20 protein-coding genes and 1 tRNA gene are annotated in these 25,471 nt (G+C 65.6%); 11 read left to right on the top strand and 10 right to left on the bottom strand.

The features are described 5' to 3' along the window. Both KUH32_RS07035 and tsaD read right to left on the bottom strand, forming a co-directional pair. Positions 1 to 948, bottom strand: coding sequence for an NAD(P)H-dependent glycerol-3-phosphate dehydrogenase (locus KUH32_RS07035; protein ID WP_217777325.1), 948 nt, complete (start codon positions 946 to 948; stop codon positions 1 to 3). Further along, a complete protein-coding gene (tsaD, locus tag KUH32_RS07040) occupies positions 945 to 2,051 on the bottom strand; it encodes a tRNA (adenosine(37)-N6)-threonylcarbamoyltransferase complex transferase subunit TsaD (RefSeq protein ID WP_217777326.1) in 1,107 nt (368 codons plus the stop codon). The genes KUH32_RS07035 and tsaD overlap by 4 nt, the downstream gene beginning before the upstream one ends. Positions 2,052 to 2,101: 50 nt before the next feature. On the opposite strand from tsaD, the gene KUH32_RS07045 reads away from it, so the two are divergent. The 4 genes from KUH32_RS07045 to KUH32_RS07060 all read left to right on the top strand — a co-directional run bounded on the left by KUH32_RS07045 (position 2,102) and on the right by KUH32_RS07060 (position 5,964). After that, positions 2,102 to 2,839 (top strand): uroporphyrinogen-III synthase, encoded by a 738-nt coding sequence (locus KUH32_RS07045; protein ID WP_217777327.1) that lies wholly within the window; start codon positions 2,102 to 2,104, stop codon positions 2,837 to 2,839. A gap of 55 nt (positions 2,840 to 2,894) precedes the next feature. Then, positions 2,895 to 4,310, top strand: a complete 1,416-nt coding sequence (locus KUH32_RS07050) for a COG4223 family protein (RefSeq protein ID WP_217777328.1) — start codon at positions 2,895 to 2,897, stop codon at positions 4,308 to 4,310. 10 nt (positions 4,311 to 4,320) lie between these two features. Then, entirely contained in the window at positions 4,321 to 5,826 is a 1,506-nt protein-coding gene (locus KUH32_RS07055) for a heme biosynthesis protein HemY (protein WP_217777329.1), read from the top strand. Positions 5,827 to 5,888: 62 nt separating this feature from the next. Beyond that, positions 5,889 to 5,964, top strand: a tRNA-Thr gene (locus KUH32_RS07060). Positions 5,965 to 6,101: 137 nt separating this feature from the next. On the opposite strand, the gene KUH32_RS07065 is transcribed toward KUH32_RS07060, so the two are convergent. Then, positions 6,102 to 7,406, bottom strand: coding sequence for a ferredoxin reductase family protein (locus tag KUH32_RS07065; RefSeq protein WP_217777330.1), 1,305 nt, complete (start codon positions 7,404 to 7,406; stop codon positions 6,102 to 6,104). 151 nt (positions 7,407 to 7,557) lie between these two features. On the opposite strand from KUH32_RS07065, the gene KUH32_RS07070 reads away from it, so the two are divergent. Next, positions 7,558 to 8,946 carry a phosphomannomutase gene (locus KUH32_RS07070; RefSeq protein ID WP_217777331.1) on the top strand — a complete coding sequence of 463 codons (1,389 nt, stop codon included), beginning with the start codon at positions 7,558 to 7,560 and terminating at the stop codon, positions 8,944 to 8,946. On the opposite strand, the gene kdsA is transcribed toward KUH32_RS07070, so the two are convergent. Genes kdsA through KUH32_RS07085 form a run of 3 tightly spaced genes read right to left on the bottom strand, consistent with a single transcriptional unit; the run spans position 8,943 to position 11,499 of the window. After that, positions 8,943 to 9,764, bottom strand: a complete 822-nt coding sequence (gene kdsA / locus KUH32_RS07075) for a 3-deoxy-8-phosphooctulonate synthase (protein ID WP_217777332.1) — start codon at positions 9,762 to 9,764, stop codon at positions 8,943 to 8,945. The two genes, KUH32_RS07070 and kdsA, sit on opposite strands and share 4 nt — an antisense overlap. After that, complete coding sequence (locus KUH32_RS07080) at positions 9,761 to 10,549, bottom strand: 3-deoxy-manno-octulosonate cytidylyltransferase (protein ID WP_217777333.1); 789 nt, start codon at positions 10,547 to 10,549, stop codon at positions 9,761 to 9,763. The genes kdsA and KUH32_RS07080 overlap by 4 nt, the downstream gene beginning before the upstream one ends. Further along, a complete protein-coding gene (locus KUH32_RS07085; RefSeq protein ID WP_217777334.1) occupies positions 10,546 to 11,499 on the bottom strand; it encodes a KpsF/GutQ family sugar-phosphate isomerase in 954 nt (317 codons plus the stop codon). Before KUH32_RS07085 ends, KUH32_RS07080 begins: the two co-directional genes overlap by 4 nt. Before the next feature lie 150 nt (positions 11,500 to 11,649). Here KUH32_RS07085 and KUH32_RS07090 point away from each other — a divergent pair, with 150 nt between their 5' ends. From KUH32_RS07090 to KUH32_RS07100, 3 genes are all read left to right on the top strand, one after another. Further along, positions 11,650 to 12,972 (top strand): UDP-glucose dehydrogenase family protein, encoded by a 1,323-nt coding sequence (locus tag KUH32_RS07090; protein ID WP_217777335.1) that lies wholly within the window; start codon positions 11,650 to 11,652, stop codon positions 12,970 to 12,972. A gap of 120 nt (positions 12,973 to 13,092) precedes the next feature. Next, entirely contained in the window at positions 13,093 to 14,007 is a 915-nt protein-coding gene (locus KUH32_RS07095; RefSeq protein ID WP_217777336.1) for a lipid A-modifier LpxR family protein, read from the top strand. A gap of 140 nt (positions 14,008 to 14,147) precedes the next feature. Beyond that, positions 14,148 to 15,212: a Hint domain-containing protein gene (locus KUH32_RS07100; RefSeq protein WP_217777337.1), complete on the top strand. Its 1,065-nt coding sequence runs from the start codon at positions 14,148 to 14,150 to the stop codon at positions 15,210 to 15,212. A 26-nt stretch (positions 15,213 to 15,238) separates the two neighbouring features. Here KUH32_RS07100 and KUH32_RS07105 read toward each other — a convergent pair whose 3' ends face one another. Further along, a complete protein-coding gene (locus KUH32_RS07105) occupies positions 15,239 to 15,730 on the bottom strand; it encodes an SH3 domain-containing protein (protein ID WP_217777338.1) in 492 nt (163 codons plus the stop codon). A gap of 101 nt (positions 15,731 to 15,831) precedes the next feature. On the opposite strand from KUH32_RS07105, the gene KUH32_RS07110 reads away from it, so the two are divergent. After that, entirely contained in the window at positions 15,832 to 16,818 is a 987-nt protein-coding gene (locus KUH32_RS07110) for a 2-hydroxyacid dehydrogenase (protein ID WP_217777339.1), read from the top strand. Between the two features lie 92 nt (positions 16,819 to 16,910). After that, the gene (gene ggt / locus KUH32_RS07115) at positions 16,911 to 18,692 is read left to right on the top strand and encodes a gamma-glutamyltransferase (protein ID WP_217777340.1); all 1,782 of its coding nucleotides are present in this window, start codon (positions 16,911 to 16,913) and stop codon (positions 18,690 to 18,692) included. A gap of 12 nt (positions 18,693 to 18,704) precedes the next feature. Here ggt and KUH32_RS07120 read toward each other — a convergent pair whose 3' ends face one another. Both KUH32_RS07120 and KUH32_RS07125 read right to left on the bottom strand, forming a co-directional pair. After that, positions 18,705 to 19,136 carry a hypothetical protein gene (locus KUH32_RS07120; protein WP_217777341.1) on the bottom strand — a complete coding sequence of 144 codons (432 nt, stop codon included), beginning with the start codon at positions 19,134 to 19,136 and terminating at the stop codon, positions 18,705 to 18,707. Positions 19,137 to 19,318: 182 nt separating this feature from the next. Further along, on the bottom strand, positions 19,319 to 20,884 hold the full coding sequence (locus KUH32_RS07125; protein WP_217777342.1) for a 2-isopropylmalate synthase: 1,566 nt from the start codon (positions 20,882 to 20,884) through the stop codon (positions 19,319 to 19,321). A 292-nt stretch (positions 20,885 to 21,176) separates the two neighbouring features. On the opposite strand from KUH32_RS07125, the gene KUH32_RS07130 reads away from it, so the two are divergent. Next, complete coding sequence (locus KUH32_RS07130) at positions 21,177 to 24,131, top strand: calcium-binding protein (protein WP_217777343.1); 2,955 nt, start codon at positions 21,177 to 21,179, stop codon at positions 24,129 to 24,131. On the opposite strand, the gene epsE is transcribed toward KUH32_RS07130, so the two are convergent. Continuing rightward, entirely contained in the window at positions 24,128 to 25,333 is a 1,206-nt protein-coding gene (gene epsE / locus KUH32_RS07135) for an exopolysaccharide biosynthesis GT4 family glycosyltransferase EpsE (RefSeq protein WP_217778349.1), read from the bottom strand. The two genes, KUH32_RS07130 and epsE, sit on opposite strands and share 4 nt — an antisense overlap. Positions 25,334 to 25,471: the final 138 nt, after the last annotated feature.

The raw sequence follows: 25,471 nt of genomic DNA on the forward strand, positions 1-25,471 counted from the left end.
TCATTCCTCCTTGAGCGGGCGGGCCAGCAGGCCCTGTATGGCGTCGGCGACACTGGTCTGGCCAGTGGAAATCGCGTGAACCGCGGTTGTGATCGGCAGCGACAGGCCGGCCCTTTCGGCGATGTCCAGCGCGGCTCGCGCGGTCGCCTTACCTTCTACCGTCATCGTGGCATCGGGGGTGTCACCACGCCCGAGGGCCTCGCCGAAGCGAAAATTTCGCGACAGCGGCGAAGTGCAGGTCAGCGCCAGATCGCCAAGCCCGGACAAGCCCGCCAAGGTTTCGGTGCGCGCCCCGAAATGCAGCGCAAGGCGCATCATCTCGGCAAAGCCGCGGGTCATCAGCGCCGCGCGGGCGCTGTCGCCCAGACCGGCACCCATGCAAGCACCGGAAGCGATGGCGATCACGTTTTTCAACGCCCCGCCCAGTTCGGCGCCCGCGACGTCTGTGGACCGGTAAAGGCGCAGGTTCGGCGTGGAAAGCTCGGTCTGAAGCGCTTGGCCGACGGTGTCGTCGGCACAGGCCAGCGTCAGGGCGGTGGGCAAACCGCGCGCGATATCGGTCGCAAAGCTGGGGCCCGTCAGGATCGCCGCTGTCGCCTCCGGCTTGGTTTCCGCCAGTCTATGCGCAGGGCCTTGGCCGGTACGCAGGTCGATACCCTTGCAGCATGCGACAAGCGCCTTGCCTTGCAAGGTCTCCGGGATCGCCGCAAGCAATCCCGACAGGCTCTGCATCGGTACGGCGAACAGCAGGGTGTCGGCCCCGATTGCCCGCTTCAGATCGCCGGTCAAGGCGACCGCGTCCGGCACGGGGGCATCGGGCAAGCGCGGGCTTTGGCGATCGGTCCAGTCCTGCGCGTTGCGTGCCCACAAGATCACCGGGCGCACCTGCGCGATCGATATCGCCAGCGCGGTGCCGAAAGCGCCCCCACCCAGAACCGCGACGCTCATGCCTTGGCGCCCTTCTTGCCCGATCCGACAAGCGGCGCGGCGTGTTTGTCCAGGGGCCATCGCGGGCGCGCCGACAGGGACATGTCGTGCCGGACACCTTCGGCCAGCAAGGCACCGCCGGCATAGGCGATCATCGCGGCGTTGTCGGTGCAAAGCGCAAGCGGCGGGGCGGTGAAACGCAGGCCGGTTTCGGCACAAAGCGTCTCTATTCCGCCCCGAATGGCGCTGTTCGCGGCTACGCCGCCGGCAATCGACATGGCGGGTTCGGCCGGGTCTTCGTCAAGATAGACGGCAATCGCGCGGCGGGTCTTTTCCACCAGCACATCCGCGACGGCCGCCTGGAAGGCGGCGCACAGGTCGGCGCGGTCGCGCCGCGTCAGGCCGCCTTGATCCGCGACCAGCCCGTCGCGGGCACGCAGCACGGCGGTTTTCAGGCCGGAGAAGGACAGGTCGCAGCCCGGCCGGTCCAGCAGCGGTCGCGGTAGGGCAAAGCGTTCGGGATCGCCGCCGCGGGCTTCGGCTTCGACCGCCGGGCCGCCTGGCTGGGGCAGGCCCAGGATGCGCGCGGTCTTGTCGAACGCTTCGCCGGGCGCGTCGTCGATCGTGCCGCCCAGCCGGGTGAAATCCTGCGCGCCGCGCACGACCAGAAACTGGCAATGACCGCCCGAGACCAGCAACAACAGGTAGGGAAAGGGCAGATCGTCGGTCAGCCGCGGGGTCAGGGCGTGACCGGCCAGGTGGTTGACGCCGACCAGTGGCTTGCCAAGCGTTGCGGACAGCGCCTTGGCGATCATGACGCCCGACAGGACCCCACCGATCAGCCCCGGTCCGGCAGTGACCGCGATGGCGTCGACGGCCGCAAGCGGCAGCCCGGCGTCTTGCAGGGCGCGCTCGGTGCACAGATCCAGCCGTTCGGCATGGGCGCGGGCGGCGATCTCGGGCACCACGCCGCCGAAACTGGCGTGCAGATCGGTTTGCCCGACGACGACAGAGGCCAGCACGGTCCGTCCGCGAACCAGCGCGGCAGCAGTGTCGTCGCACGAGCTTTCCAGCCCCAGGATCAGGGGAGGCAGCCTTGCGTCGTCGTGCCCGTTGCCTTGCATGAGCGCAGCAGGTAGCACCGTCGAGACGCCCTCACAATGGCAGAGACATCATGTCGGACTTGCCCTGGTTGCTGATGACACGGCCCGCTCCGGATTCCGCGCGTTTCGCCGACCAGTTGAAGACGCAGGGCGAAACCGGGTTCCGCATGATCGTGTCGCCGCTCATGCAGATCGAACCATGCGGTTCATTGCCGTCGATGGAGGCTTTCCGTGGGCTGATCTTCACATCGGCAAACGGGGTTGCGGCCTATCTCGACCTGAACGGTCCGCGCGATCTTCCGGTCTTCGCGGTGGGCAAGGCCACCGAGAAAGCCGCGCGGCGTGCGGGCTTTGCCACGCAGTCGGCCGACGGCGATTCGGCCGCCCTGATCGAGATGCTCCGGCATCGGCGACCCGATGCCCCGCTGTTGCACCTGCGCGGTGCGCACACATCGGGCGACATTGCCGAAACGTTGACCGAACTTGGTTTGGAAACCGCCGAGGCGGTGATCTATGACCAGCGTGCGTTGTCCATCTCGCGCGCCGCGGCGTCGGCGCTTTCGGGGTCTGAACCGGTTGTCGCCCCCATCTTTTCGCCACGAACCGCGGCGTTGTTCGCAAGTCACGGGCGGATCACTGCGCCGCTTCTTGTCGCGGCGATGAGCGAAGCGGTGGCCAAGGCCGCGTTGCCGCTCCATAGTCGTGTCCTGAGAGTGGCGACACAGCCGGATGCAAGGGCCATGACGGCCTGTGTCGTTGCCCTGCTGCGCGAGGCCCGGGCAATGTCGGGGCGCGACAGCGCCGTGTAAACCGTTGCAGGACGCTGTAGGGTGTCCGGTGCAAGAGATTCGAAAGGTTCGGCAGGTGGCCAAGACGACGAAGTCCCAAAGCAGCGATGCGCGATCCGCGGATGACAAGAACAAGACCGACAATGCGCAGATCGACGATGCCGAAATCGTCGACGAGTCGCCTGGTCGGGCGGATGCTTCTGCGGCGGCGGATGACGGCGACGGCGTGCCGAAGCCGGGCAAAGGCGACAGCCCCGATGCGACCGACGACGCGCTGACCGCGGCGGACAAGGCATCGGAAGCACCGGCAACACCCGACGACAGCGCGCAACCGAACGATGCTGCCCAGATCGCCGGGGACGAACCGGAAGCTGTCAGCGCATCGGCGCCGCCGCCGGTCGTCAGGGAAACCGTGGTCGAGCGCAAGGGCGGCTTTGTTCCGATGCTTCTGGGCGGGCTGGTGGCAGGGGCGATCGGGTATGGCGCCGCGACATACCTGCCTCAAGCCGACGTGGAAAACCCGTTCGAGACCGAGACCCGTGCCGCGTTGTCCGACCAGGCCACGCGGATCGACGGGCTGACAAGCCAGCTTGCGGAAACGGCGACGTCGGTCGACGGGCTGCGCACCACGCTGGACGCCGTCGATACCGCGCCTATTCAGGCTGCGCTGGATGACCTGCGGGGCACGCTCGACGCCACGCGCGTCGAAACGACCGCCCTGGCCGATGCCCTTGCGGCTTTCGACAGCCGTGTTACCGCGATCGAGAAACAGCCGCTGGCCGGCGCCGTATCGCCCGAGGCCATCGCGGCCTATGAACGCGAACTGGAAGAACTGCGCGCCGCCATCGACATGCAAACCGCCGAGGTCGAGGCGGCCGCTGCCGGGGCCGTGCAAACCTATCAACAGGAGATCGCCAAGCTTCAGGCCGCCGTCGACGAGCAAAGCGCCCGGATCGAGGCCATGGCCAGCGAAGCCTTGCAGGCCGAGGCCAGCGCAGAAGAGAAGGCCGAGATCGCGCAATCCCGCGCTGCCCTCGCCGACCTGATGTCGCGCCTGCAGGCGGGCGAACCCCTGGCCGAACCGCTTGCCGTGCTCGAGGCGAACGGGGTCGCTGTGCCCGCCGTCCTTTCGGAAACCGCGCAGGACGGTGTCCCGACGCTTGCGGCCTTGACCGCCGAATTCCCGGTCCACGCGCGCGAGGCGCTGCGCGTGGTGCGGTCAGAAGCACCGTCCGGTGGCCTGTCGGGTTTCCTTGAGGCGCAATTGGGCGTCCGGTCGGTCACGCCCCGCGAGGGCGACGATCCGGACGCTGTCCTGTCTCGGGCGGAAGCGGCGCTGCGCAACGGCGATATCCACGCCACGTTGACTGAAATCGCCACCCTGCCCGAAAGCGGGCAAGCGGTCTTGGCCGAATGGATTACAAAAGCCGGCGTGCGGCGCGACGCGCAGGCTGCGGCGTCTGAACTGGCGCAATCGCTGAACGCCGAATGAGGGTACGGACATGCTTTGGTCATTGATAAAAATCGTTGTGTTCGTCGCGATGGTCGCGGCTGTGACGCTGGGCGCCGGCTATCTCATGGAAAGCGATGGCGGCATGCAGATCACGTTCGGCGGTTTCGAACTGAACCTCAGCCCGTTGCGTACGGTCATCGCCCTGGTTCTGATGATCGGTGCGGTCTGGCTGTTCCTGAAACTGTTCAGCCTGCTGATCGCGGTTCTCAAGTTCATCAACGGCGACGAAACCGCGCTCAGCCGGTATTTCGACCGCAATCGCGAGCGCAAGGGGTTCCAGGCGCTCAGCGAAGGCATGATGGCGCTGGCCTCGGGCGAAGGCCGCATGGCCATGGCCAAGGCGCAAAAGGCCGAGAAATACCTGCACCGTCCGGACCTGACCGATCTGCTGACTGCCCAGGCTGCCGAAATGGCCGGCGACGGCAAGAAGGCCGAAGAGGTCTACAAGCGGCTGGTGCAGCGCGATGCGACCCGGTTCGTCGGCATCCGCGGCCTGATGAAGCAGAAGCTGTCCAGCGGCGACACGGCGACCGCGATGGCTCTGGCCGAACGCGCCTTTGCGATCAAACCCAAGCATGAAGAAGTGCAGGACGTGCTGCTGCGGCTGCAGGCGCAATCCGGCGAATGGGACGGTGCGCGCAAGACGCTGGCGGCCAAACTCAAGCACGGTGCGTTGCCGCGTGACGTCTTCAAGCGGCGCGACGCGGTGCTGGCGCTGTCGCAGGCCAAGGATGTCATCGACGACGATCTGAGCGTCGAGGCGCGCGAGGCGGCGATCGAGGCGAACAAGGCTTCGCCCGACCTGATCCCGGCGGCCGCCATGGCGGCGCGCGGCTATATCGCCAAGAACCAGCCGCGTTATGCCACGCGGATCCTGAAAAAGGCGTGGGAAGCACATCCGCACCCCGATCTTGCCGCGGCCTTTGCCGAAATCGCGCCTGACGAGTCCCCGGCCGAGCGGCTCAAGCGGTTCCGCGCGCTGACGGCGATCAAGCCGGATCACCGGGAAACCCGTCTGCTCAAGGCCGAACTGAACCTGGCGGCCGAGGATTTCCCCGAGGCGCGCCGCAGCCTGGGCGATCTGGCCGAAACCGATCCGGATGCCCGTGTCCTGGCGGTGATGGCGGCGATCGAAAAGGGCGAAGGCGCGCCTGATGCCGTTGTTCGTGGCTGGCTGGCGCGTGCCCTGACCGCGCCGCGGGGACCGCAGTGGGTATGCGAAAAGTGCAACGCGATCCACGCCGAATGGACACCAATCTGTACCAATTGCGCCGCGTTCGATACGCTTAGCTGGACCACCCCGCCGCAATCCGAAATCGTGTTGCCGGCTGGCGCCGACATGCTGCCGTTGATCGTCGGAGCGATCGAGGACAAGTCGACCGAAGGCGGGGAAGCGCCCCTGGACAACGACGATGCAGACACTGTCGGCGCCGCCGAGAATACGGTGATCGAGATCGACGTGACCCCGGGCGACGGCGATCGCAAGTCTGCCTGAGCGGTCAATTTACCGCTTCCCCTTGCGCGGCCCCGGTGCTAAGAGGCCGCGCACCAGAAAGTGCCGCTGTAGCTCAGCTGGTAGAGCACGTCATTCGTAATGATGGGGTCGGGGGTTCGAGTCCCTTCAGCGGCACCACTTTTCTTCGGGAAAGGGGTGTTCGGCAGGGTGTTTCCTAGCGCAGCGCAAAGATCAGCCCCGTCAGCATCAGCGCAACCGTCAGCGTCCAGAAGGCAAGGCCGACCCGGCGTCTCAAGGGCCATTTGCGCAGCGGGTCAGTCATAGTCGAACCTTTCCGAAAGGATACGGGTAGACGGCGTGCCGCGGGCGATCAGGTGATCTTCGACCCCGTCCATCATGACACCGGGCCCGCACAGGACGAACAGCGCCGTGGCGATCTGGTCGGGGGTCAAGACACGATCCAGCAACCTGGCATCGATCAGCCCGGTCTCGCCGGTCCAGTCGTCCGGCGGCTCGGACAGGACCATCACGGCGCCCGCCGCTTCCAGCCTGTCGCGATGCACGATCTGCTCTGCAACGCGATTGCCGTAGATCAGAGACGCTTTGCGCCGATCGCCGGTGGCGCGCAGCTGGTCGAGGATGCCGATCATCGGCGCGATGCCGACCCCGCCTGCGATCAGCACGATCTCGGGTTCGCTGCGGCCATCCACGGTCAGCGACCCGTGTGGTCCGTCGACATAGGCGCGCGTGCCCGTGGGGATCGTGCCAACCGTGTTGGTGAAATCGCCCAGTTCCTTGATGACGAAGTTCAGCGCGGGGCCGTCGGCAGGGGCCGATGCGATCGAGAACGGGTTTTCATGCAGGGAAAACGCGCTGTGACCGATGTTGAGCCAGGCGAATTGCCCGGCGCGGAACGCCAGGCCGGCGTGGCCCACCGGCTCGACGGTGATTTGCCATTGCCGCGGTGTCAGTCGTTCGACCGCGCTGACCCGCCAGGGTTTGCGGGCTTGCAGGATCGGGGCGACCGCGTAGACGAATATCAGCGATCCCGCGGCCAGAACGGTCATTCCGATCCAAAGCCACGCCATTGCGGGATGCGCGCCGTAGCGCCCGGCATACAGCGTATGGTGCAGCAAGAGACCTGCAATCAGCAGGGCGCCCAGCCCGTGCACCAGCCGCCACAATTCGTAGCGGTAGCGCATCGACCGGCGGGCCATGGCCAGGGCGACGAGGCTGGGCAGCAACCCATAGGCCAGCACGCCCGTCGCGATGGGCAGGAAATCGGTGGTGATGGTCAACTGGCGCGTCGGGTCCCAGGGCCGTGGTCCACCGCTTGACGAGCCGGAATAGAGCAGCGGATGCAGCATGGCAAAGCCAAGTGCCGTGCGCGCCAGAAGCTGGTGCAGGCGCATCGTCACGTCCATGCCGATCCCGCCCGAGATTCCGCGAAAACGGCCGGACAGGATGAATTCGACAAGGATCATCGAAAAGGCGAGCATGCCGAGCGCGCTGGCCAATTCGTACCGGATCGGTCGCGCCGGCCAGCCCAGTCCGGCGGCAAGTGCGAGCGGCAGCGATGCGGCCAGCAAGTACAGTATCCAGAGCCAGATCGGACGCATCGGAAACTCCTGTCGGCCGCGTTGAAGCGGCCGGTTGCAGCACACCTCAATCTGGCACGATGGGCCATGACGTGGGTCAAGCGGCCGGCGCTCGGCTTGCAAAACCGGACAATTCCGATCCAAGGTCTGACGAATGCAAGAGGAGACCGGCATGCCGCCAAAGTTCGGAACAAGCGGGCTGCGCGGCTTGGTGACGGAACTGACCGATGATTTGGTCGCGGACCATATCCGCGCCTTTCTTGCGGCCTGTCCAACGGGGGGTGCGGTGCATGTCGGATGGGACTTGCGTCCGTCGTCTCCGCGTATCGCCGATGTCGTCATGGAGACGGTCGAAAACGAAGGTTTGCCGGTCGTGGACAACGGCCCGGTTCCGACCCCGGCGCTTGCGCTGCAAGCGATGCGCGCCGGTCACGCCGCCATCATGGTGACGGGCAGCCATATCCCGGCTGACCGAAACGGGCTGAAATTCTATGTGCCCGGCGGCGAGATCGCGAAATCGGACGAAGCGGGAATCAGTGCCGCGCTCGGCCGGGCACCCGCCCGGCGATCGGCGCCGGACCGCCGGACCGAAGACGCGCTTGGCCCCTATTGCGCCCGCTACACCGCGGCCTTCGGAGCAGAGGCGCTGCAAGGCTGGCGCATCGGCGTCTACCAGCATTCATCGGTCGCCCGGGATGCTTTGGTCACGGTAATCGAGGGCCTGGGCGCTGTGGCGATCCCGCTGGGGCGTTCCGACATCTTTGTTCCCGTCGATACCGAAGCGCTGGACCCGGCGACCCGGGCGATGCTGCGCGGCTGGGTCGTCGAGCACGGTCTGGACGCGGTCGTGTCGACCGATGGCGATGCGGATCGACCCATGGTCGCGGACGCCACCGGCACCTTGATTCCGGGCGACGTGCTGGGTGCCTTGACTGCGCAGGCGCTTGGCGCGCGGATCGTCGTCACGCCGGTGTCGTCCAACACGATGGTGCAGGCGATGGGGTTCGACCGCGTGGTGACGACGCGGATCGGCTCGCCCTACGTGATCGCCGGGATGACGGCGGCTCTGGCCGAGAACGACGCGTCGAAAGTTGCCGGATACGAGGCCAATGGCGGGTTCCTGCTGGGGTTCGAGGCGGACGGACCGAAAGGCAGGCTCGCGCCGCTGATGACGCGCGATTGCCTTTTGCCCATCGTCGCACCCCTGGCCGCGGCGCGGGCGCAGGGTCGGACGCTGGCGGCATCGGTTGCGGCCTTGCCGCCGCGCTTTACCGCGGCCGACCGCATCGCGGGGATCGACACCGATGTCTCGAAGGCGTTCATCGCGCGGCTGTCGGCGGATGCCGCCGCCCGAGCAACGTTTTTTTCCGGCTTGGGGTCCGAGGCGGGGATCGACATGACCGACGGTATGCGCGTGACCTTCAGCAGCGGCGACGTGGTGCATCTGCGTCCGTCCGGAAACGCTCCGGAATTCCGCTGCTATGCAGAGGCCGACAGCCCGGCAAGGGCGGCCGACCTCGTGGCGGCCTGTTTCGCCAGGGTGAGAGACGAGTTGGTCTAGGCGGCCTTTGTCAGGTCATCGATGGCGCGCAAGCCTTGCAACACGCGGCCCAGGTCATCGACGGGAACCATGTTCGGCCCGTCGCTTGGGGCGTTGTCGGGATCATCGTGGGTTTCGATGAACACCGCCGACACGCCCACGGCCACCGCCGCGCGCGCCAGGGGTTCGACGAATTCGCGCTGACCGCCGCTGGACGTGCCCTTGCCGCCCGGCTGTTGCACGGAATGGGTGGCGTCGAAGACCACCGGATACCCGGTTTCCGCCATGATCGGCAGCGACCGGAAATCGCTGACAAGGGTGTTGTAGCCGAAAGACACGCCGCGTTCGCACAGCAGGATGCGGGTGTTGCCGGTGCTGGCGATCTTGTCGGCCACGTTGCCCATATCCCAAGGGGCCAGGAACTGACCCTTCTTGACGTTGACCGCGGCGCCGGTTTCGCCGGCGGCCAGCAGCAGGTCGGTCTGGCGGCACAGAAAGGCCGGGATCTGCAACACGTCCACCGCCTGCGCGACGGGGGCGCAGTGATCGGGCCCGTGCACATCCGTCAGCACCGGCACGCCGAATTCGCGTTTGATCTCGGACAGGATGCGCAGGCCTTCGTCCATACCAAGCCCGCGCTTGCCCTGCAGCGACGACCGGTTCGCCTTGTCGTAGCTGGCCTTGAAAATCCAGCCCGTCCGCGCCGCGTCGGCCGCGGCGGCGATGCGTTCCGCCAGCATGCGGGCGTGGTTCAGGCTTTCCAACTGGCAGGGGCCGGCGATCAAGGCAAAGGGGTGGTTGTCACCGATCCGCAGCTTGCCGATTTCGACCACGCTCATGCGATACCCTCCTTGCTCAGCACCGCTTCGATGCGGGCGACGTCGACCGGGTTGTTCAGTTCCCAGAACACCCGTCCCTTGGCCTCGACCGGCACGCAGGTCACGGTGGCGCCGTTTTCGATGAAGCGCAGTTGTTCCAGCCCTTCGGCCTTTTCGATCGGCCCCTCCGGCCAGCCGGCATAGCGGCGCAGCGCGTCGGGACGGTAGGCATAGACGCCGACATGGTGCCAGACCTCGGGCGGGTTCGACAGGTCGCCGACATAAGGCAGAACTTCCTTGGAGAAGTAGATCGCCGAGCCGTCGGACTTCATCACGGCGGTGGTGCCGCCCACGCGGCCCTCGCGCCGGTCGGTCACGAAGTTGGCCAGCGTTTCGGCGTCGCAACGTAAAACCGGCGTGGCCATCTGCACGTGCCAGTCGACCATGCGTTCGATCAAAGCCTCGACGAACCAGGACGGCGTCAGAGGGGCGTCGCCCTGCAGGTTGACGATCACGTCGGGCTCGACGGCGAGCTGGGCGACTGCTTCGGCGCAACGCTCGGTGCCGTTGCGGGCGTCAGACGAAGTCATCAGGACATCCGCGCCAAAGCCGCGGGCAGCCTCGGCGATGCGGTCGTCATCGGTCAGCACATAGATCGCCTTGACACCCGACACCGCCTGCGCCGCTTCCCAGCTGCGCTGGATCAGGGTCTTTTTCACGCCGGTCGCGCCGGTCAGGTCGACCAGTGGCTTGCCGGGATAGCGCGACGAGGCATAGCGCGCCGGGATGAAGATGACCGCGCTCATGCCACGCCCGCCCGCAGCGCGTCGTGGATATGCAGCAGGCCAACCAGCTTGTGATCCTCTTCGACGACCAGCAGCACGGTGCGTTTGGTCATGTTCATCACGCCAAGCGCTTCGACCAGCAGGGTGTCGGGCTGCGTCACCATGGGTGTGCGGGTGGCTACATCGCCGGCGCATCGATCCATCAGGCCATCCATGTTCCGGCGCAGGTCGCCATCGGTGATGATGCCGGTCAGACGTCCACCCTGAACCAGCGCGGCCACGCCAAAGCCCTTCTGGCTCATCACGAGAAGCGTTTCGGACATCGGGGTGTCGGCCTGCACGACGGGCAATTCGTCACCGCGATGCATCACGGCGGATACGCGCAGCAATTGCGCCCCCAGGGTTCCGCCGGGATGGAAGGCCAGGAAACGGTCGCGGTCGAACCCGCGATGTTTCATCAGCGCGACCGCAAGTGCATCGCCGAGCGCCATCGCCATGGTCGTCGAGGTCGTGGGGGCCAGGCGCAGGGCGCAGGCTTCGGGCGCTTCGGGCATCTTCAGCACGTGGTCGGCGGCGCGCGCCAGCGTGCTGTCGGCCTTGCGGGTCACGGCGATCATCGGGATCGAATAGCGCGCGCAATGGCCGATCATGTCGGCCAGTTCCTTGGTCTCGCCGGAATTCGAAATCAGGATCACCGCGTCGGCGGGCGTGATCATGCCCAGATCGCCGTGGCTGGCCTCGCCGGGATGAACGGCTTGTGCCGGTGTGCCGGTGCTGGCCAGTGTGGCCGCGATCTTGCCCGCGACATGACCCGATTTGCCCATGCCCGACACGATCACGCGGCCCTTGATATCCAGCAAGAGCGCGACCACCGCGTCGAAGGCCGCGGGCAGTTCATCGGCAAACCGGTTCAACGCGGCTGCCTCGGTTGTCAGCACCTCGCGGGCGATGTCGGAAGGGGTTTGTGTCATGTCGTGGCTCATCTCCTCCGCCGTCTACAGCGCCCTTGCGCCCTTGTCCAATGGCGCAACAGGTCGCCATATTCGACCGGGCTTCGCGTTGACAAACCGGGCTTGGCCGCGCCAAGACAGGCGCAATCAAACCGGGCAGGGGCCAGACCCATGAAAATCGCGATGATCGGCACGGGCTATGTGGGGCTCGTCTCAGGCGTTTGCTTTTCCGATTTCGGACACGAGGTCGTGTGCGTCGACAAGGATCCGCGCAAGATCGAGATGCTGGAACGCGGCGAAGTGCCGATTTACGAGCCGGGGCTGGATCAGCTCATGGCCAAGAATGTCGAGGCCGGGCGGCTGTCTTTCACGATGGATCTGGCCAGCGCCATCGACGGCGCGCAGGCGGTGTTCATCGCCGTGGGTACGCCCACGCGTCGCGGCGATGGCCATGCCGATCTGACCTACGTGATGGCGGCGGCCGAGGAAATCGCCAAGGCGGCGACGGATTACGTTGTGATCGTGACCAAGTCGACCGTGCCGGTGGGCACCAACCGCCAGGTCAAACACGTTGTGCACAAGGCCAATCCCGATCTGGAATTCGACGTGGCCAGCAACCCCGAATTCCTGCGCGAAGGTGCCGCGATCGAGGATTTCATGAAGCCGGATCGTGTGGTCGTTGGCGTGCAGAACGAGCGCGCGGGCGAGGTCATGGCAGAGATCTACCGGCCGCTATACCTGCGCGATTTCCCGGTTGTGACGACGGACCTGGAATCGGCCGAGATGATCAAATACGCCGCGAATGCGTTTCTGGCGACCAAGATCACGTTCATCAACGAAATCGCCGCGCTTTGCGAAAAGGTCGGGGCGGATGTGAAGCAGGTGTCCAAGGGCATGGGCATGGACAACCGCATCGGCAACAAGTTCCTGCATGCGGGTCCGGGCTACGGCGGGTCGTGTTTTCCCAAGGACACAAAGGCGCTGGCGCGGATCGGCCAGGAACACGCCGTGCCGATGCAGATCACCGAGACCGTCATCAAGGTGAACGAAGAGATCAAGCGCCGGATGGTCGACAAGCTGCTGGACCTGTGCGGCGGCAGTTTCAACGGCAAGACGGTCGCGGTGCTGGGCGTGACCTTCAAACCCAATACCGATGACATGCGCGACGCACCGGCACTGACCATCGTCCCGGCATTGGTCGGGGGCGGCGCCAAGGTGCGTGTCTGCGACCCGCAGGGCCGGCGCGAAGGCGAGACGCTGCTGCCCGGCGTGCATTGGGTGGAAGACCCCTACAAGGCGGCCCAAAAGGCCGATCTGCTGGTCATCCTGACCGAATGGAACGAATTCCGCGCACTGGATCTGAAGAAACTCGCACGCAAGATGGCCGTGCCGAACCTGGCTGACCTGCGGAACATCTACTCGGTCAAGGACGCCAAGCGCGCCGGATTCGTCGCCTATGAAAGCATCGGCCGGTCCGGGTTCGTCGCCGGTTAGGGCGGCAAAGCTGCCACAACCCTGCATGAAATCCCGCCTGGGCGGCGCCGGAATCGTGCGCAGCGGGGCACCGCGTGATATTTCGGGTTCGGGCTGGGGGGCCTGACAGAAGAGGTTTCCATGCGCTCGGTTCTTTCCCTGGCCATAGTGGTCTTGGTTGCATTCTCGCACGGCGCCGCTGCCGAGGGCCGGCACGTGCTGGGCTATGGCCGGTTGGTCACCAACGATTCCTTTGTCGGGACGCTGGATCGCTGGCAGACCGGATCCTTTGCGTCGAGCCGGGTGCGCGGGCGAGGATGGGACGGCGTGTTGCCCGACCGACCTTTCGAAATCCTCGAATACCGGCTGGGCGCGCAACTGATGGCGCCCGACAACCTGCGCTTTCCCGCGGCCGGGGACCGGCCCTATGCCGCCGCGCTGTCGCTGGGCATGCACACGCATTTCGCCCGGGGCGCAACCGAATTCGCCTTGGGTGGCGATCTGGTCTTTACCGGCCCGCAAACCCGGCTGGGCGAAGTCCAGACGGCGGTGCATGACGCGTTCGGGATCACGCCGGCGACGAATTCGGTGTTGGCACGGCAGATCGGCGATGCCGTGTATCCCACGCTGGTCACCGAGGTGGGTCAGGCATTCGCCGTCGGAGGACAAGCCGTTCTGCGGCCCTTTGCGGAACTGCGCTGGGGCGCGGAGTCTCTGGCGCGGATCGGTGCCGATCTGACCGTCGGGCCGGCGGGCCAGGGCGAATTGCTTGTGCGCGACCCGGTCACGGGCCACCGGTATCGCAGCGTGCACAATCGCGTGCCCGGGTTCAGCTGGGTCCTGGGCGGCGACATCACGCATGTGGCCGACAGTGTCTTTCTTCCCGACAACCGTGGCGTCACCGCGGAAAAACACCGCCACCGATTGCGAACGGGGTTGCACTGGCAGGGCGACAGGCATGCGATCTTCTATGGCGTGACCTGGATGTCGGAGGAGTTCGAGGCGCAGCCGGAAGCCCAGGTCGTGGGATCCTTGCGGTTGAACCTGCGATTCTGAACACCGGGAGTGTCGCAACTGCAACAGGTTGATGCCGAATTCCCACTCTCCTCAAACGTGCGGAGCAGATAAACCTTCTCAGCCGCATGCCGATTCGTTAATGTAAAGTTAACGAACAAAAAACGGGCAGGCATACGGGCATGGGAACGGGCTATCAGGGCACGTTCGTCATCTCTTGGTCGCAGACGGAACTAGACGGTCTCAAGGCCGCACCTCCGTCGTCGCTTTCGGTCGGGGCCATCTGGACCTGGTCGGGCGATGTTGTCAGGGTTGACGGACCGTCTTCGGTCTTGCGGTTGAACCGGGCGGAAGGCGAAGCGGAATTGCGCAAACGCGCGGCGCGCATGGTGCGCAGGTTGGTGGGTGCGGCTGTGACCGACACCATGCGACCGGACGAGATCGATATCGCGCATCCCCTCGCGGACAGCAGCTTTGTCGTCACGGATGGCACGCAAAGCTTTACCGTGACACTGATCGAAGTCGGCCCCGGGGTGCGACCGCTGTTGATGTTCCTCGACGAGATGCCGCCGAAGAACCGCGATCTTTGGATCGTGCACCACAACCTCGAAGCACGGACCGATCACGCATCGGCCGAAACCGCAGGCGGGGTCATCTGTTTCACACCGGGCACCCGGATCGCGACGCCGAACGGGCTGGTGGCGGTCGAGGATCTTCGCGAAGGCGACATGGTTCAGACCAAGGACAGCGGGTCACAGGAAATCCAGTGGATCGGCAGCCGGCACATGACCGGGGCGCGGTTGTTCGCCATGCCGCGGCTGCGGCCGATCCGAATTCGCGCAGGCGCTTTCGGCATCGCGCAGCCGGATCACGAATTCCTGGTTTCGCCCGAGCACCGGATGCTGGTGCGTGGCGCGGTGGCGAAGTCGCTGTTCAATACACCCGAAGTCCTGGTGGCCGCGAAAGACCTGGTGAACGGCGACAGCATCGTGCACGACCTGCTCGTGCGGGAAGTGACCTATGTTCACCTGATGCTTCCGAGGCACGAGGTGGTCTTTGCCAACGGCGTAGAAACCGAAAGCTTCCATCCCGCCAATACCGCGCTGGGAACCATCGCAAGCGACGACCGCGCGCGGCTACAGAAGCGCCTGCCGCAAGTGGCCGAGAACCCGCATTGCTATGGTGCCTATGCCCGGCGGAACCTGTCATCGTCCGAGGCGGCGATCCTGCTGCACGAGGCCGCCTGACCTTCGCAAACCCGTCTGGCGGTTCGTCACTCGCGGATTTCGTCGGGGCGAACGCCCCAAAGCGCGGTCTTCGGTGCCCAACCCTTGTAGCCGCCCGCCGTCAGGCGGCACCAATCGGGATTGCAATCGCCTAGCCGGGCGATGACGCCCAATTCCAGCCGGGCGCTGACCGGGGCAGTTTCCTCGGGCCGGACGTGAAGGTCTACCATGTCCTGTTCCACGAGCACGGTGCGCACGCCCGACAACAGCGAATAGTGCACCCATCCGCCGGCGCCGTCGCGGTCGCGCACGCGGCGCCAATGGCCGTGTTCCGCGGTGATTTCCAGTGGCATGTTGCGGCGCTTGTAGACCCAGTCGATCCGGTGTGTCAGTGACGGACCGCGGCGCACATTGCCTTCGGCGGCTTTCAGCGAAACGAAGCGCGGCAAAGGAAGATTCGTGACCGGCCCGCGGTTATCCGCGAATGCCCCTCCGGCCATGATGCATGCCAGACCCAGTGACAGAAGTACCCTGCGCATTGATTTTCCTGCCCGATTTTGTTGCGGGGTTCTTGTGCCCCGTCCTCGACTATAGCAGTTTGCCAAACAGACGCGCCGCAGAGAAGCGAGGGGAGGCGTTGATGCCAACAAAACGTCTGAGTGTTGTCGTGACGCGACGCTTGCCCGAGGCAGTGGAAACCCGCCTGACCGAGTTGTTCGACGCGCGCTTGCGCGCCGACGACACGCCGATGACACGCGCCGAACTGGCCGAGGCGGTTCGCACCGCTGATGTGCTTGTGCCGACGATCACCGACACCATCGATGCCGGTCTGATCGGTCAGGCCGGCGAAAACCTGCGCCTGATCGCCAATTACGGCGCAGGCGTGGATCACATCGACGTCGAAACCGCGCGTTCGCGCGGTATCCTCGTGTCGAACACGCCCGGTGTGGTGACCGAAGACACCGCCGATATGGTCATGGCTCTGATGCTGGGCGTGACACGCCGCCTGCAGGAGGGGCTGGCGGTCATGCAGGGCGACGATTGGGCCGGCTGGGCGCCGACCGCCTTTCTGGGCGGCCGGATCGGCGGAAAGCGGCTGGGCATCCTGGGCATGGGCCGGATCGGTCAGGCAGTGGCACGGCGGGCGCGGGCCTTCGGGATGCAGATCCACTATCACAACCGGCGCCGTTTGCGGCCCGAGTTGGAAGAGGCGCTGGAAGCAACCTATTGGGACAGTCTCGACCAAATGGTGGCTCGCATGGACGTCATCAGCGTGAACTGTCCGCACACGCCGTCGACCTTTCACCTGCTGAACGCGCGGCGGCTCAAGCTGCTCAAGCCCACAGCGGTTATCGTCAACACCTCGCGCGGCGAGGTGATCGATGAAAACGCGCTGGTGCGCATGCTGAAGGCGGGAGAGCTGGCCGGTGCCGGGCTGGATGTCTACGAACACGGACATCGCGGCAATGCCGAATTGCGGTCGATGCCCAACGTCGTGATGCTGCCGCATATGGGATCGGCCACCGAAGAAGGCCGGATCGAGATGGGCGAAAAGGTCATCATCAACGTCAAGACCTTTGCCGACGGCCATCGTCCGCCGGATCAGGTTGTCCCGGCGATGCTGTGATCCCTCGCCTTTGGCGGGAAAAAAGGGCTTTGATTCGCGCTGGAACGGTGTGACCCTGCGGTCATACCGACACAGCAGGATGAGAGGCCACGATGTTCCGATCGATATTGCCATGGCTTTTCGCGGCCTTCGCCAGCGTAGCCCAAGCACAACAGGCCGCGGATGCGGTCGATCCCGAAGCCGCAACGGACACCGGGTTCGCTGCGATATCGCAGGACGTTGCGGCCGCGCTTGATGCGAAATCCGCCGGTCAGCCGGTTTCGGCGCGGGACTGGATGGTCGCCGCGGCCAACCCGTACGCCGTCTCGGCAGGCGCCGACGTGCTGCGCGCCGGCGGGACGGCCGCCGATGCCATGGTCGCCGTCCAGGCGGTGCTTGGCCTGGTCGAGCCGCAGAGTTCGGGCCTGGGTGGCGGGGCTTTCCTGGTCTGGTACGACGCGGCATCGGGGGCGATCACCACGCTGGACGGGCGCGAGACCGCGCCGTTGGCGGCGACGCCCAAACTGTTCCAGGACGACAACGGCGAACCGCTGAAGTTCTTCGATGCGGTCGTCGGCGGACGGTCGGTCGGCGTGCCGGGAACGCCCGCGCTGATGCAGGCGGCGCATGAACGCTGGGGACGGTCGGACTGGGCAGGCCTTTTCGGCGCGGCGATCGACCTGGCCGAAAACGGGTTTCCCGTGTCGCCGCGACTTGCCGGGCTAGTCGCCGAGGATGCCGACAGGCTGGGCCGGTTCGCGCCCACTGCCGCTTATTTCCTTCCGGGCGGAGCACCAGTCGCGGCGGGAACGATCCTGAAGAACCCGGACTACGCGTCGGTCCTGCGGTCGATATCCACCGAGGGTGCGGGGGTCTTCTATACCGGCGCCATCGCGCAGGACATCGTCGATACCGTGGTCGGTGCAACCGGCAATCCGGGCGTGATGAGCCTGACCGATCTGGCCATCTACCAGGTCAAGGAACGGCCTGCGGTCTGCGTGGTGTTTCGCGCGCATGATGTCTGCGGGATGGGCCCGCCGTCGTCGGGCGCGCTGACCGTCGGCCAGATCCTGGGTATGCTCGACGCCTATCCGCCGGGCAATCCCGACGATCCACAGACCTGGCGGCTGATCGGCGATGCCTCGCGGCTCGCCTTTGCCGACAGGGGGCGGTACATGGCCGACAGCGATTTCGTGCCGATGCCGACCGCGGGGCTGGTGGCGCCGGACTACCTGGCGGCGCGTTCAGAACTGTTGCGGGGCGACGACGCCCTGCCCGAGGTCGTGCCGGGAACGCCCGAATGGGATCATGCGCTGCTTTGGGCGGATGACGACAGCCTGGAACTGCCTTCGACCTCTCACATCTCGATCGTCGACAGCTACGGCAACGCCCTGTCGATGACCACGACGATCGAGAACGGCTTTGGGTCACGGCTGATGACCAACGGCTTTCTGCTGAACAACGAATTGACCGACTTTTCGTTCAGCAGCCATTCCGACGGCATCCCCATCGCGAACCGCGTCGAACCGGGCAAGCGGCCGCGATCGTCGATGGCGCCGACCATCGTGATGCGCGACGGCGCGCCGGTTCTGGTTATCGGCAGCCCCGGAGGCAGCCGGATCATCGGCTACGTGGCCAAGGCCATCATCGCGCATGTCGACTGGGGCATGGATGTCCAGCAAGCGGTGTCGATGCCGCATGGCGTCAACCGGTTCGGCACGTTCGATCTGGAAGAAGGCACCAATCTTGCGGCACTGCAGCCGGACCTCGAGGCGCTCGGCTACGAGGTGACCGTGCGCGCCCTGACATCGGGTCTGCACGCCATTTCCATCGGTTCCGACGGTCTCAGGGGCGGGGCGGACCCGCGACGCGAAGGCGTTGCCCTTGGCGAGTGAGCATCCGCGCCGTCAGAGGGCGCTTTGCGTTCGGTTCGTCTCGATCCCCGCGATGACGTCGCGCGGCAGACCCAACCAATCTGCCGCGGCAGCCATGGTCGGCAGCACGGCGCAACGCGTGCCACCCGACCTGCCGACCCGATCGGCATATTCCAGAAGCAGCGGCAGATGGCCGGTGTTGTCGGTCACGATGGCGATCTGCCACGGGTCCGTCCGGTCGTCGCCGTCCGAGGAAATCATGTCCGCGACCGCACCCATGCCGTCGAAATAGGCCCGAAGCCCCTTGATCCTGCGCAGGTCGACAAGCGCCAGACAGACCTTGTGTGCTCCCGGCATACTCAGGAAGCGGTGATAATTGTCGGACACATCCGAAGCAGTGATGAACCCGGAATGGTCCATGTACAGCAAGCGATGCGCATGCAGGATTTCGCTTTTAATCGGCAACACAAGCTCATCTTTTTACAAGTGGTCACGCATAACGAATTCAATGAGTTATGACAATGCGAATGTGTTTCTACTGGCAAAAATGTCAATTTCGCGTTTTGCGAGTAATTCGGTCGCGGGGCTCGACCGAACTGCTTTGAACGAAGGTGGGGGCGAAGGCGCGCCATCGCCCCCCCCAATTCTCAGCCGAATTCCTTGTAGCTGATCTCCTTGGCATCTGCGCCGGGCCCGACCTTGGACCGCCGCACCAGAAGCCGGTTGAGCGCCTGGATGTAGGCCTTGACCGAAGCGACCACGGTGTCGGTATCCGCGGACTGCCCGGTGGCTATCATCCCGTCTTCTTCCAGTCGTACGCTGACCGTGGCCTGGGCATCGGTGCCTTCGGTCACCGCGTGCACCTGGTAAAGCTGCAGCCGCGCCTTGTTGGGATGCAGTGCGCGCACCGCCTTGAAGCTGGCATCGACGGGGCCGTCGCCGGTTTCGGTGGCCGACACTTCCTTGCCGTCGATTTCCATCTCCAACTCGGCTTCGGCCGGTCCGCCCGTGCCGCAGGCGACGCGCAGGTTCACCAGTTGCAGGTGATCCGCCTCGTCGCCGGTGGCCGAGACAAGGGCGAGGATGTCGTCGTCGAACACCTCTTTCTTGCGGTCGGCCAGTTCCTTGAACCGCACGAAGATATCCTTGAGCTGGTTGTCGCCCACCTCGACGCCCAGGTCCTTGAGCTTGGCGCGCAGCGCGGCCCGGCCCGAATGCTTGCCCAGCGGCAGCGAGGTTCCGGCGATGCCCACGTCCTCGGGGCGCATGATCTCGAACGTCTCGGCGTTCTTGAGCATCCCGTCCTGGTGGATGCCCGATTCGTGGGCAAAGGCGTTCTTGCCGACGATCGCCTTGTTGAACTGCACCGGGAAACCCGACACGGTCGAGACACGGCGCGAGATATGCATGATCTTGCGGGTGTCGATGCGGGTCTCGAACGGCATGATGTCGCCGCGCACCTTGAGCGCCATGACGACTTCTTCCAGCGCGGTGTTCCCGGCGCGTTCGCCCAGGCCGTTGATCGTGCATTCGATCTGCCGCGCGCCGCCTTCGACGGCAGCCAGCGCGTTGGCCGTCGCCATGCCCAGGTCGTTGTGGCAATGGGTGGCGAACACCACCTCGTCGGCGCCGGGCACGGTTTCGATCAGGCGGCGGATCAGGTCGGCGCTTTCGCGCGGCGCGGTGTAGCCCACCGTGTCGGGGATGTTGATCGTGCTGGCGCCGGCCTTGATGGCGATCTCGACCACCCGGCACAGGTAATCCCATTCCGTCCGCGTGGCATCCATCGGCGACCATTGCACGTTGTCGCACAGGTTGCGGGCATGGGTCACGGTTTCGTGGATGCGATCGGCCATCTCGTCCATGGTCAGGTTCGGAATGGCACGGTGCAGCGGCGAGGTACCGATAAAGGTATGGATGCGCGGTTTCTCGGCGTGTTTGACGGCTTCCCAGCAGCGGTCGATATCGGGCAGTTGCGCACGGGCCAGGCCGCAGATCACGGCGTTCTTGGAACGCTCGGCGATCTCGGACACGGCGCGAAAGTCGCCTTCGGAGGCGATCGGAAAACCGGCTTCGATGATGTCGACGCCCATGTCATCCAGCAACTCGGCGATTTCGAGTTTCTCGGAATGGGTCATGGTCGCGCCGGGGCTTTGTTCGCCATCGCGGAGGGTCGTGTCAAAGATGAGCACGCGGTCTTTTTTCGAAGTCATGGGTCTGTCTCTTGTCAGCTTCTTGGGTCACGTTGACGGCGCGAAATGCCTCCTCTGAGCGGTCGCGCCGAAACGGGCCGCGCTCAGAGGCGGATTAGAAGAAGCGACAGGCCAAGCGCAAGCATCCCGTTGCCGGGCGTGCGCGAAAGGATATGGCCGTGGATGGTCATGCGCTTATCATACGCGCAAATCGGCAAATGGAAACTGCCAAATTCCGCCGCCGGGTGCGGCGACGCTTTGTCTTGGCGGCTGGCTGCGCCATACTGGCGAAAAGGCAAGGCGGGTGAGGCAGATGATCCGGCGAATAGTGGCGGTTCTTTCGGTTGTCGTGACGGTATTCCAGGCGCAGGCCGAGGGGCGCGATGCGTCGCGGGTCTATGTTTTCGGCAATTCGCTGCAGCACCACCTGAGTGACGCGGATCACACCAACATCGTCCACTGGATGAACGAGATGGCCCGCGCCGATGGGCGGACGCTGGCGCTGGACGGGCAATGGGGGTTCCTGCGCAACTTCGCCGACGGGTTGCCGCCGACCGACAATTGGTCGTTTCCCGGTATCGCCGGTGCATGGTCACCGGGCGACGGGGCGTTCGGTGAGGCGGGCTATGACGCCGTGATCCTGACACCGTCGAATTTCGTCCAGTACCAGCCGCCCGACGCGCCCTATGACGGCGAAAACCCGACCGGGGAAAGCCCCCTGGGCGCCACCTTGCGCCTGGTCGACTGGTTGTCCGCCGAAGCCCCCGATGCCCGGTTGTTCCTGTATGAAGGTTGGGCCGTGATGGACGGGATCGTTCCCGATTTTCCGCCCGATGGCGCCGCGTTCGCGCGGTATGTCGACTATAACGGCGGGGCGCATGCGGCGTGGTTCGACCGATACCAGGCGCTGCTGGCCGAGGCGCGGCCGGACACGCAACCGCAGTTGATCCCGACGGCGCGCATCCTGGCCGCCCTGCTGGGAAAGGGCGGACCGCTGGCAGATGTGCCGGCCACGGCGCTGTTCACGGACGCCGATCCGCATGGCACGCCGTCACTGTATTTCCTGGCCGGCATGATCACCTTTGCGGCGGTCTATGATGCGGCACCGCCCGTCGCATACCAGCCGCCGGCGACGCTGTTGCCCGAGATCGTGGCGAATTACCCTGCGCTGGCCCAGACCGTCTGGTCGATGATGCCCGAACCGCGGTCGCGTCGGGCGACGGTACCGGCTGCTGGCGAAACGTCGCCGGTCAAACCCCAGGCGCGGCCCGCCGCGGCGACACTGCCGCAACGGCAGCCGGTCTACTTGCCACCGCCCGGTGCCCGCCCCGACGGCGCGCCGGCGCTTGGCATGGGGCTGGGCGGCATCGCCGACTGGAATACCCAACACCCTTTCATCGACGTCATGCGTTCGGCCCGCGGCTGGGTCGGCCATCGCAAGGGGCAATGGGGTGGATACGACAGCACGGCGTTGCGTGACGGCGGATACCTGAACGATGACGGCTGGCCCGTGGGCCTGCCCGACGACGCCGAGATGCTCGAGGCGATCATCCTGACCGATCAGCCGGACGGGGCGCTGCATCTGGCCGGCGATTACGCCGTGATCTGGGAAGGAACCGGCGAACTGACCGTCGGGGGACGCGCCAAGCGGGTCCGACAGGAAGAAGGCCGGATCACCTTCAACTACACCCCCGGGGACGGCTATGTCGGCGTCCAGGTGCGCATGTCCGACCCGGACGACCCGATCCGCAACATCCGCGTTGTGCATGTCGACCACTGGCCCTTGTTCGAGACCGGCGCGATCTTCAATCCGGACTGGATAGAGCGGGTGCGTGATCTGCGCGTGGTCCGGTTCATGGACTGGATGATGACAAACGGGTCGACCCAGGTCACGTGGGACGACCGTCCGACCCGGGCGCAACAGGGCTGGAGCGAGCGTGGCGTGCCGGTCGAGGTGATGATCGCCCTGGCCAACCAGATCGGCGCCGACCCGTGGTTCACGTTGCCGCACATGGCCGATGACGACTATGCCCGCCGTTTCGCCGAAGCGGTCCGCGACGGGCTGGACCCGCGCCTGAAGGCCTATGTCGAGTATTCCAACGAAGTCTGGAACCAGATCTTTCCGCAGGCGCGTTGGGCGGCGGAGCAGGCGACGGCACGCTGGGGCAGTTCGGAAACCGGCTGGATGCAGTTCTACGGACTGCGCGCCGCGCAGATGATGGATATCTGGTCGGACGTGTTCGGCGATCAGGCCGACAGCCGGTTGGTGCGGGTGGTGTCCACCCATACGGGATGGCCGGGTCTGGAAGAGGATGTCCTGACCGCCCCGCTGGCGTTTCTCGAGCTGGGCCGGGCGCCCGGCGACAGTTTCGACGCCTATGCCGTCACCGGCTATTTCGGCTACGAGATGGGCGGCGCCGAGATGGCCGCGGATGTTCAGGCCTGGCTTGACGCGGCCGAGGCAATGGCCACCGCCGACGGCGAGGCACAGGGGCTTCGCAGGGTCGCGCTGCGCGAATTCGTCAAGGAAAACAGGTTCGAGGCCGCCATCGCCCCGGCCGCAATCGCGCTGGAACAGGGGTCGCTGCGCGAATTGGTCGAGGACGTATTTCCGTATCATGCGGCGGCCGCAGGCCGCGCCGGTCTGCGCCTGATCATGTACGAAGGCGGCACGCATGTGGTCGCACATGGCGATCGGGTCAACGATGATCGGCTGACCGAGTTCTTCACGCAGTTCAACTACACGCCCGAAATGGCCCGGCTTTACGAGCTGCTGATGGCCGGCTGGGTCGATGCGGGCGGCACGCTGTTCAACGCTTTCGTCGACGTCGCCCCCGCCACGAAATGGGGCAGCTGGGGGGCGCTTCGGCATCTCGACGACGCAAACCCGCGGTGGGACATGCTGATGGCTTTCAACGCCACAGGCCCGACCAGTTGGGAAATCCGTGATCCGTCGGTCTTCTCCGATGGGGTCGTTCGGCGTGGCCAGGATGGACCGGACACCCTGACCGGCACGCCGGAAGAGGATATCCTGTTGGGCGGTCCGGGCGACGATCTTTTGGTTTCGCTGGGTGGCGTCGACCGATTGCATGGCGGTCCCGGTCGTGACGTCGCCGAGTTGCCGGGCCGTCGCGCGGACTGGACGCTGACGCGGGACGGGGCGCGGATCGTCGCCACCAGCCGGGTCGGCACCGCGACGATGATCGGAATCGAAGTGTTGCGGTTTTCCGACGACCCGGGAGCCGATATCGGTATCGACGCTGGCTAGGGTGCCGTGCCCATCGCGTGGCGGATTTCGCGGACCAGGCAAGCCGCCCCGCCCGCGGCGCTGAAATTTGCCACGACATGCGCGCGCCCGGCCGTGGAAAACGCGCGGCAGGTCTCTGGCGACTGAGCCAGGTCACGGATAAGCCGCGCCAGTTCGCGCGGCGCTTTCGGGGCAACCAGCCGGCCTGTCACCCCGTCCTCGATCAGTTCGTGAACGCCGCCCGCATTGGTGCCGATCGTCGGCACGCCGCAGGCCATCGCCTCCATATACGCGACGCCCAGCGGTTCGTTCCACGAGGCCAGGACGAACAGATGCGCTTGCTGAAGCTTGTCGCGCACAATGTCGGCATCGACCGCACCCAGCAGGCGAACATGATCCTGCAGCCTGAGCTTGCGCAGATGCGTCTCGAGTTCCTTGCGGTAACCGGTTCCGCCCACATCGTCCTCTCCGGCGATCTCGAGCCGGACATCGACGCCGTCATCCAGCAATTGCCGAACCGCGCTCATCAGGTCCTGGTGTCCCTTGAACACGTTCAGGCGGCCGCACGAGAACAATCGCATCGGTTCGCCGTGCTGGACGGGCTGGTAAGGACCGGCCGGCCGCAGATCGTCGGTGTCGACCCCCATCGCCTGAACCGGCAGACGATCGGGCAGGTAGCCGCCCAGGTCGCGGGACAGCGTGTTTCGCAAGGTCTGGGTAATGACCGTGGCAAAGGCCGCGTGCCGCCATTTGAAGCGCTGGCCCGGGCCGTAATCCTGCAAGGCACCATGCAGCGTCAGCGAATAGCGCGGCCCGCCCATCCGCTCGGCGAAGGCCGCGATCAGTGCGGCGCGGCCGCAGGAATGGGCGTGCACGTGATCCAGCCGCCGCACGCGTGAAAGGGTCAGCAAGGCCTGCGCGGCAGACAGCGTCAGGATCGCATCCTTCGTGAAATCCAGACCTTCGCGCGCCATCCAGACCGGCAGGCCGCGGGGCAGAAGCCGGGCCAGTCCACCGGCAGCCTGCAAGGGGGCAACGGCGCCAAGATAGGTGGTTCGCGCCATCGCTTCGGCGGACCAGCGGTGCGAAATCAGCCCCTGGGGTGGTTTGCGCGTCGACAGCAGATGCACCTCGTGGCCCATCTCTTCAAGCGCGCGGATTTCCCGCCAGAAGAAGATGTGCGTCTGCCCCGGAAACTGGGGCACAAGATAACCGATCCTCAACGGGCGCGTCACAACGGTGATCCTGAGCTTGGCAGCGGGCCCCGCGGGGCATGGGTCAATCACGCCCAAGTCTAGGCTATTTCATCCTTTGGCCACAGTCGGGCGGCAACTATTCTGCGGCAGACGGGTGGATTTTTT

Origin of the sequence: Thalassococcus arenae, assembly GCF_019104745.1 — a bacterium.
In the GTDB taxonomy this organism is placed as follows: domain Bacteria; phylum Pseudomonadota; class Alphaproteobacteria; order Rhodobacterales; family Rhodobacteraceae; genus Thalassococcus_B; species Thalassococcus_B arenae.

Bases quoted from the DNA above. Each gene is read 5' to 3' on its own strand.
- KUH32_RS07035 (WP_217777325.1), bottom strand. From the start codon at position 948: ATGAGCGTCGCGGTTCTGGGTGGGGGCGCTTTCGGCACCGCGCTGGCG.
- tsaD (WP_217777326.1), bottom strand. From the start codon at position 2,051: ATGCAAGGCAACGGGCACGACGACGCAAGGCTGCCTCCCCTGATCCTG.
- KUH32_RS07045 (WP_217777327.1), top strand. From the start codon at position 2,102: ATGTCGGACTTGCCCTGGTTGCTGATGACACGGCCCGCTCCGGATTCC.
- KUH32_RS07055 (WP_217777329.1), top strand. From the start codon at position 4,321: ATGCTTTGGTCATTGATAAAAATCGTTGTGTTCGTCGCGATGGTCGCG.
- KUH32_RS07065 (WP_217777330.1), bottom strand. From the start codon at position 7,406: ATGCGTCCGATCTGGCTCTGGATACTGTACTTGCTGGCCGCATCGCTG.
- KUH32_RS07070 (WP_217777331.1), top strand. From the start codon at position 7,558: ATGCCGCCAAAGTTCGGAACAAGCGGGCTGCGCGGCTTGGTGACGGAA.
- kdsA (WP_217777332.1), bottom strand. From the start codon at position 9,764: ATGAGCGTGGTCGAAATCGGCAAGCTGCGGATCGGTGACAACCACCCC.
- KUH32_RS07080 (WP_217777333.1), bottom strand. From the start codon at position 10,549: ATGAGCGCGGTCATCTTCATCCCGGCGCGCTATGCCTCGTCGCGCTAT.
- KUH32_RS07085 (WP_217777334.1), bottom strand. From the start codon at position 11,499: ATGACACAAACCCCTTCCGACATCGCCCGCGAGGTGCTGACAACCGAG.
- KUH32_RS07090 (WP_217777335.1), top strand. From the start codon at position 11,650: ATGAAAATCGCGATGATCGGCACGGGCTATGTGGGGCTCGTCTCAGGC.
- KUH32_RS07095 (WP_217777336.1), top strand. From the start codon at position 13,093: ATGCGCTCGGTTCTTTCCCTGGCCATAGTGGTCTTGGTTGCATTCTCG.
- KUH32_RS07100 (WP_217777337.1), top strand. From the start codon at position 14,148: ATGGGAACGGGCTATCAGGGCACGTTCGTCATCTCTTGGTCGCAGACG.
- KUH32_RS07105 (WP_217777338.1), bottom strand. From the start codon at position 15,730: ATGCGCAGGGTACTTCTGTCACTGGGTCTGGCATGCATCATGGCCGGA.
- KUH32_RS07110 (WP_217777339.1), top strand. From the start codon at position 15,832: ATGCCAACAAAACGTCTGAGTGTTGTCGTGACGCGACGCTTGCCCGAG.
- ggt (WP_217777340.1), top strand. From the start codon at position 16,911: ATGTTCCGATCGATATTGCCATGGCTTTTCGCGGCCTTCGCCAGCGTA.
- KUH32_RS07125 (WP_217777342.1), bottom strand. From the start codon at position 20,884: ATGACTTCGAAAAAAGACCGCGTGCTCATCTTTGACACGACCCTCCGC.
- KUH32_RS07130 (WP_217777343.1), top strand. From the start codon at position 21,177: ATGATCCGGCGAATAGTGGCGGTTCTTTCGGTTGTCGTGACGGTATTC.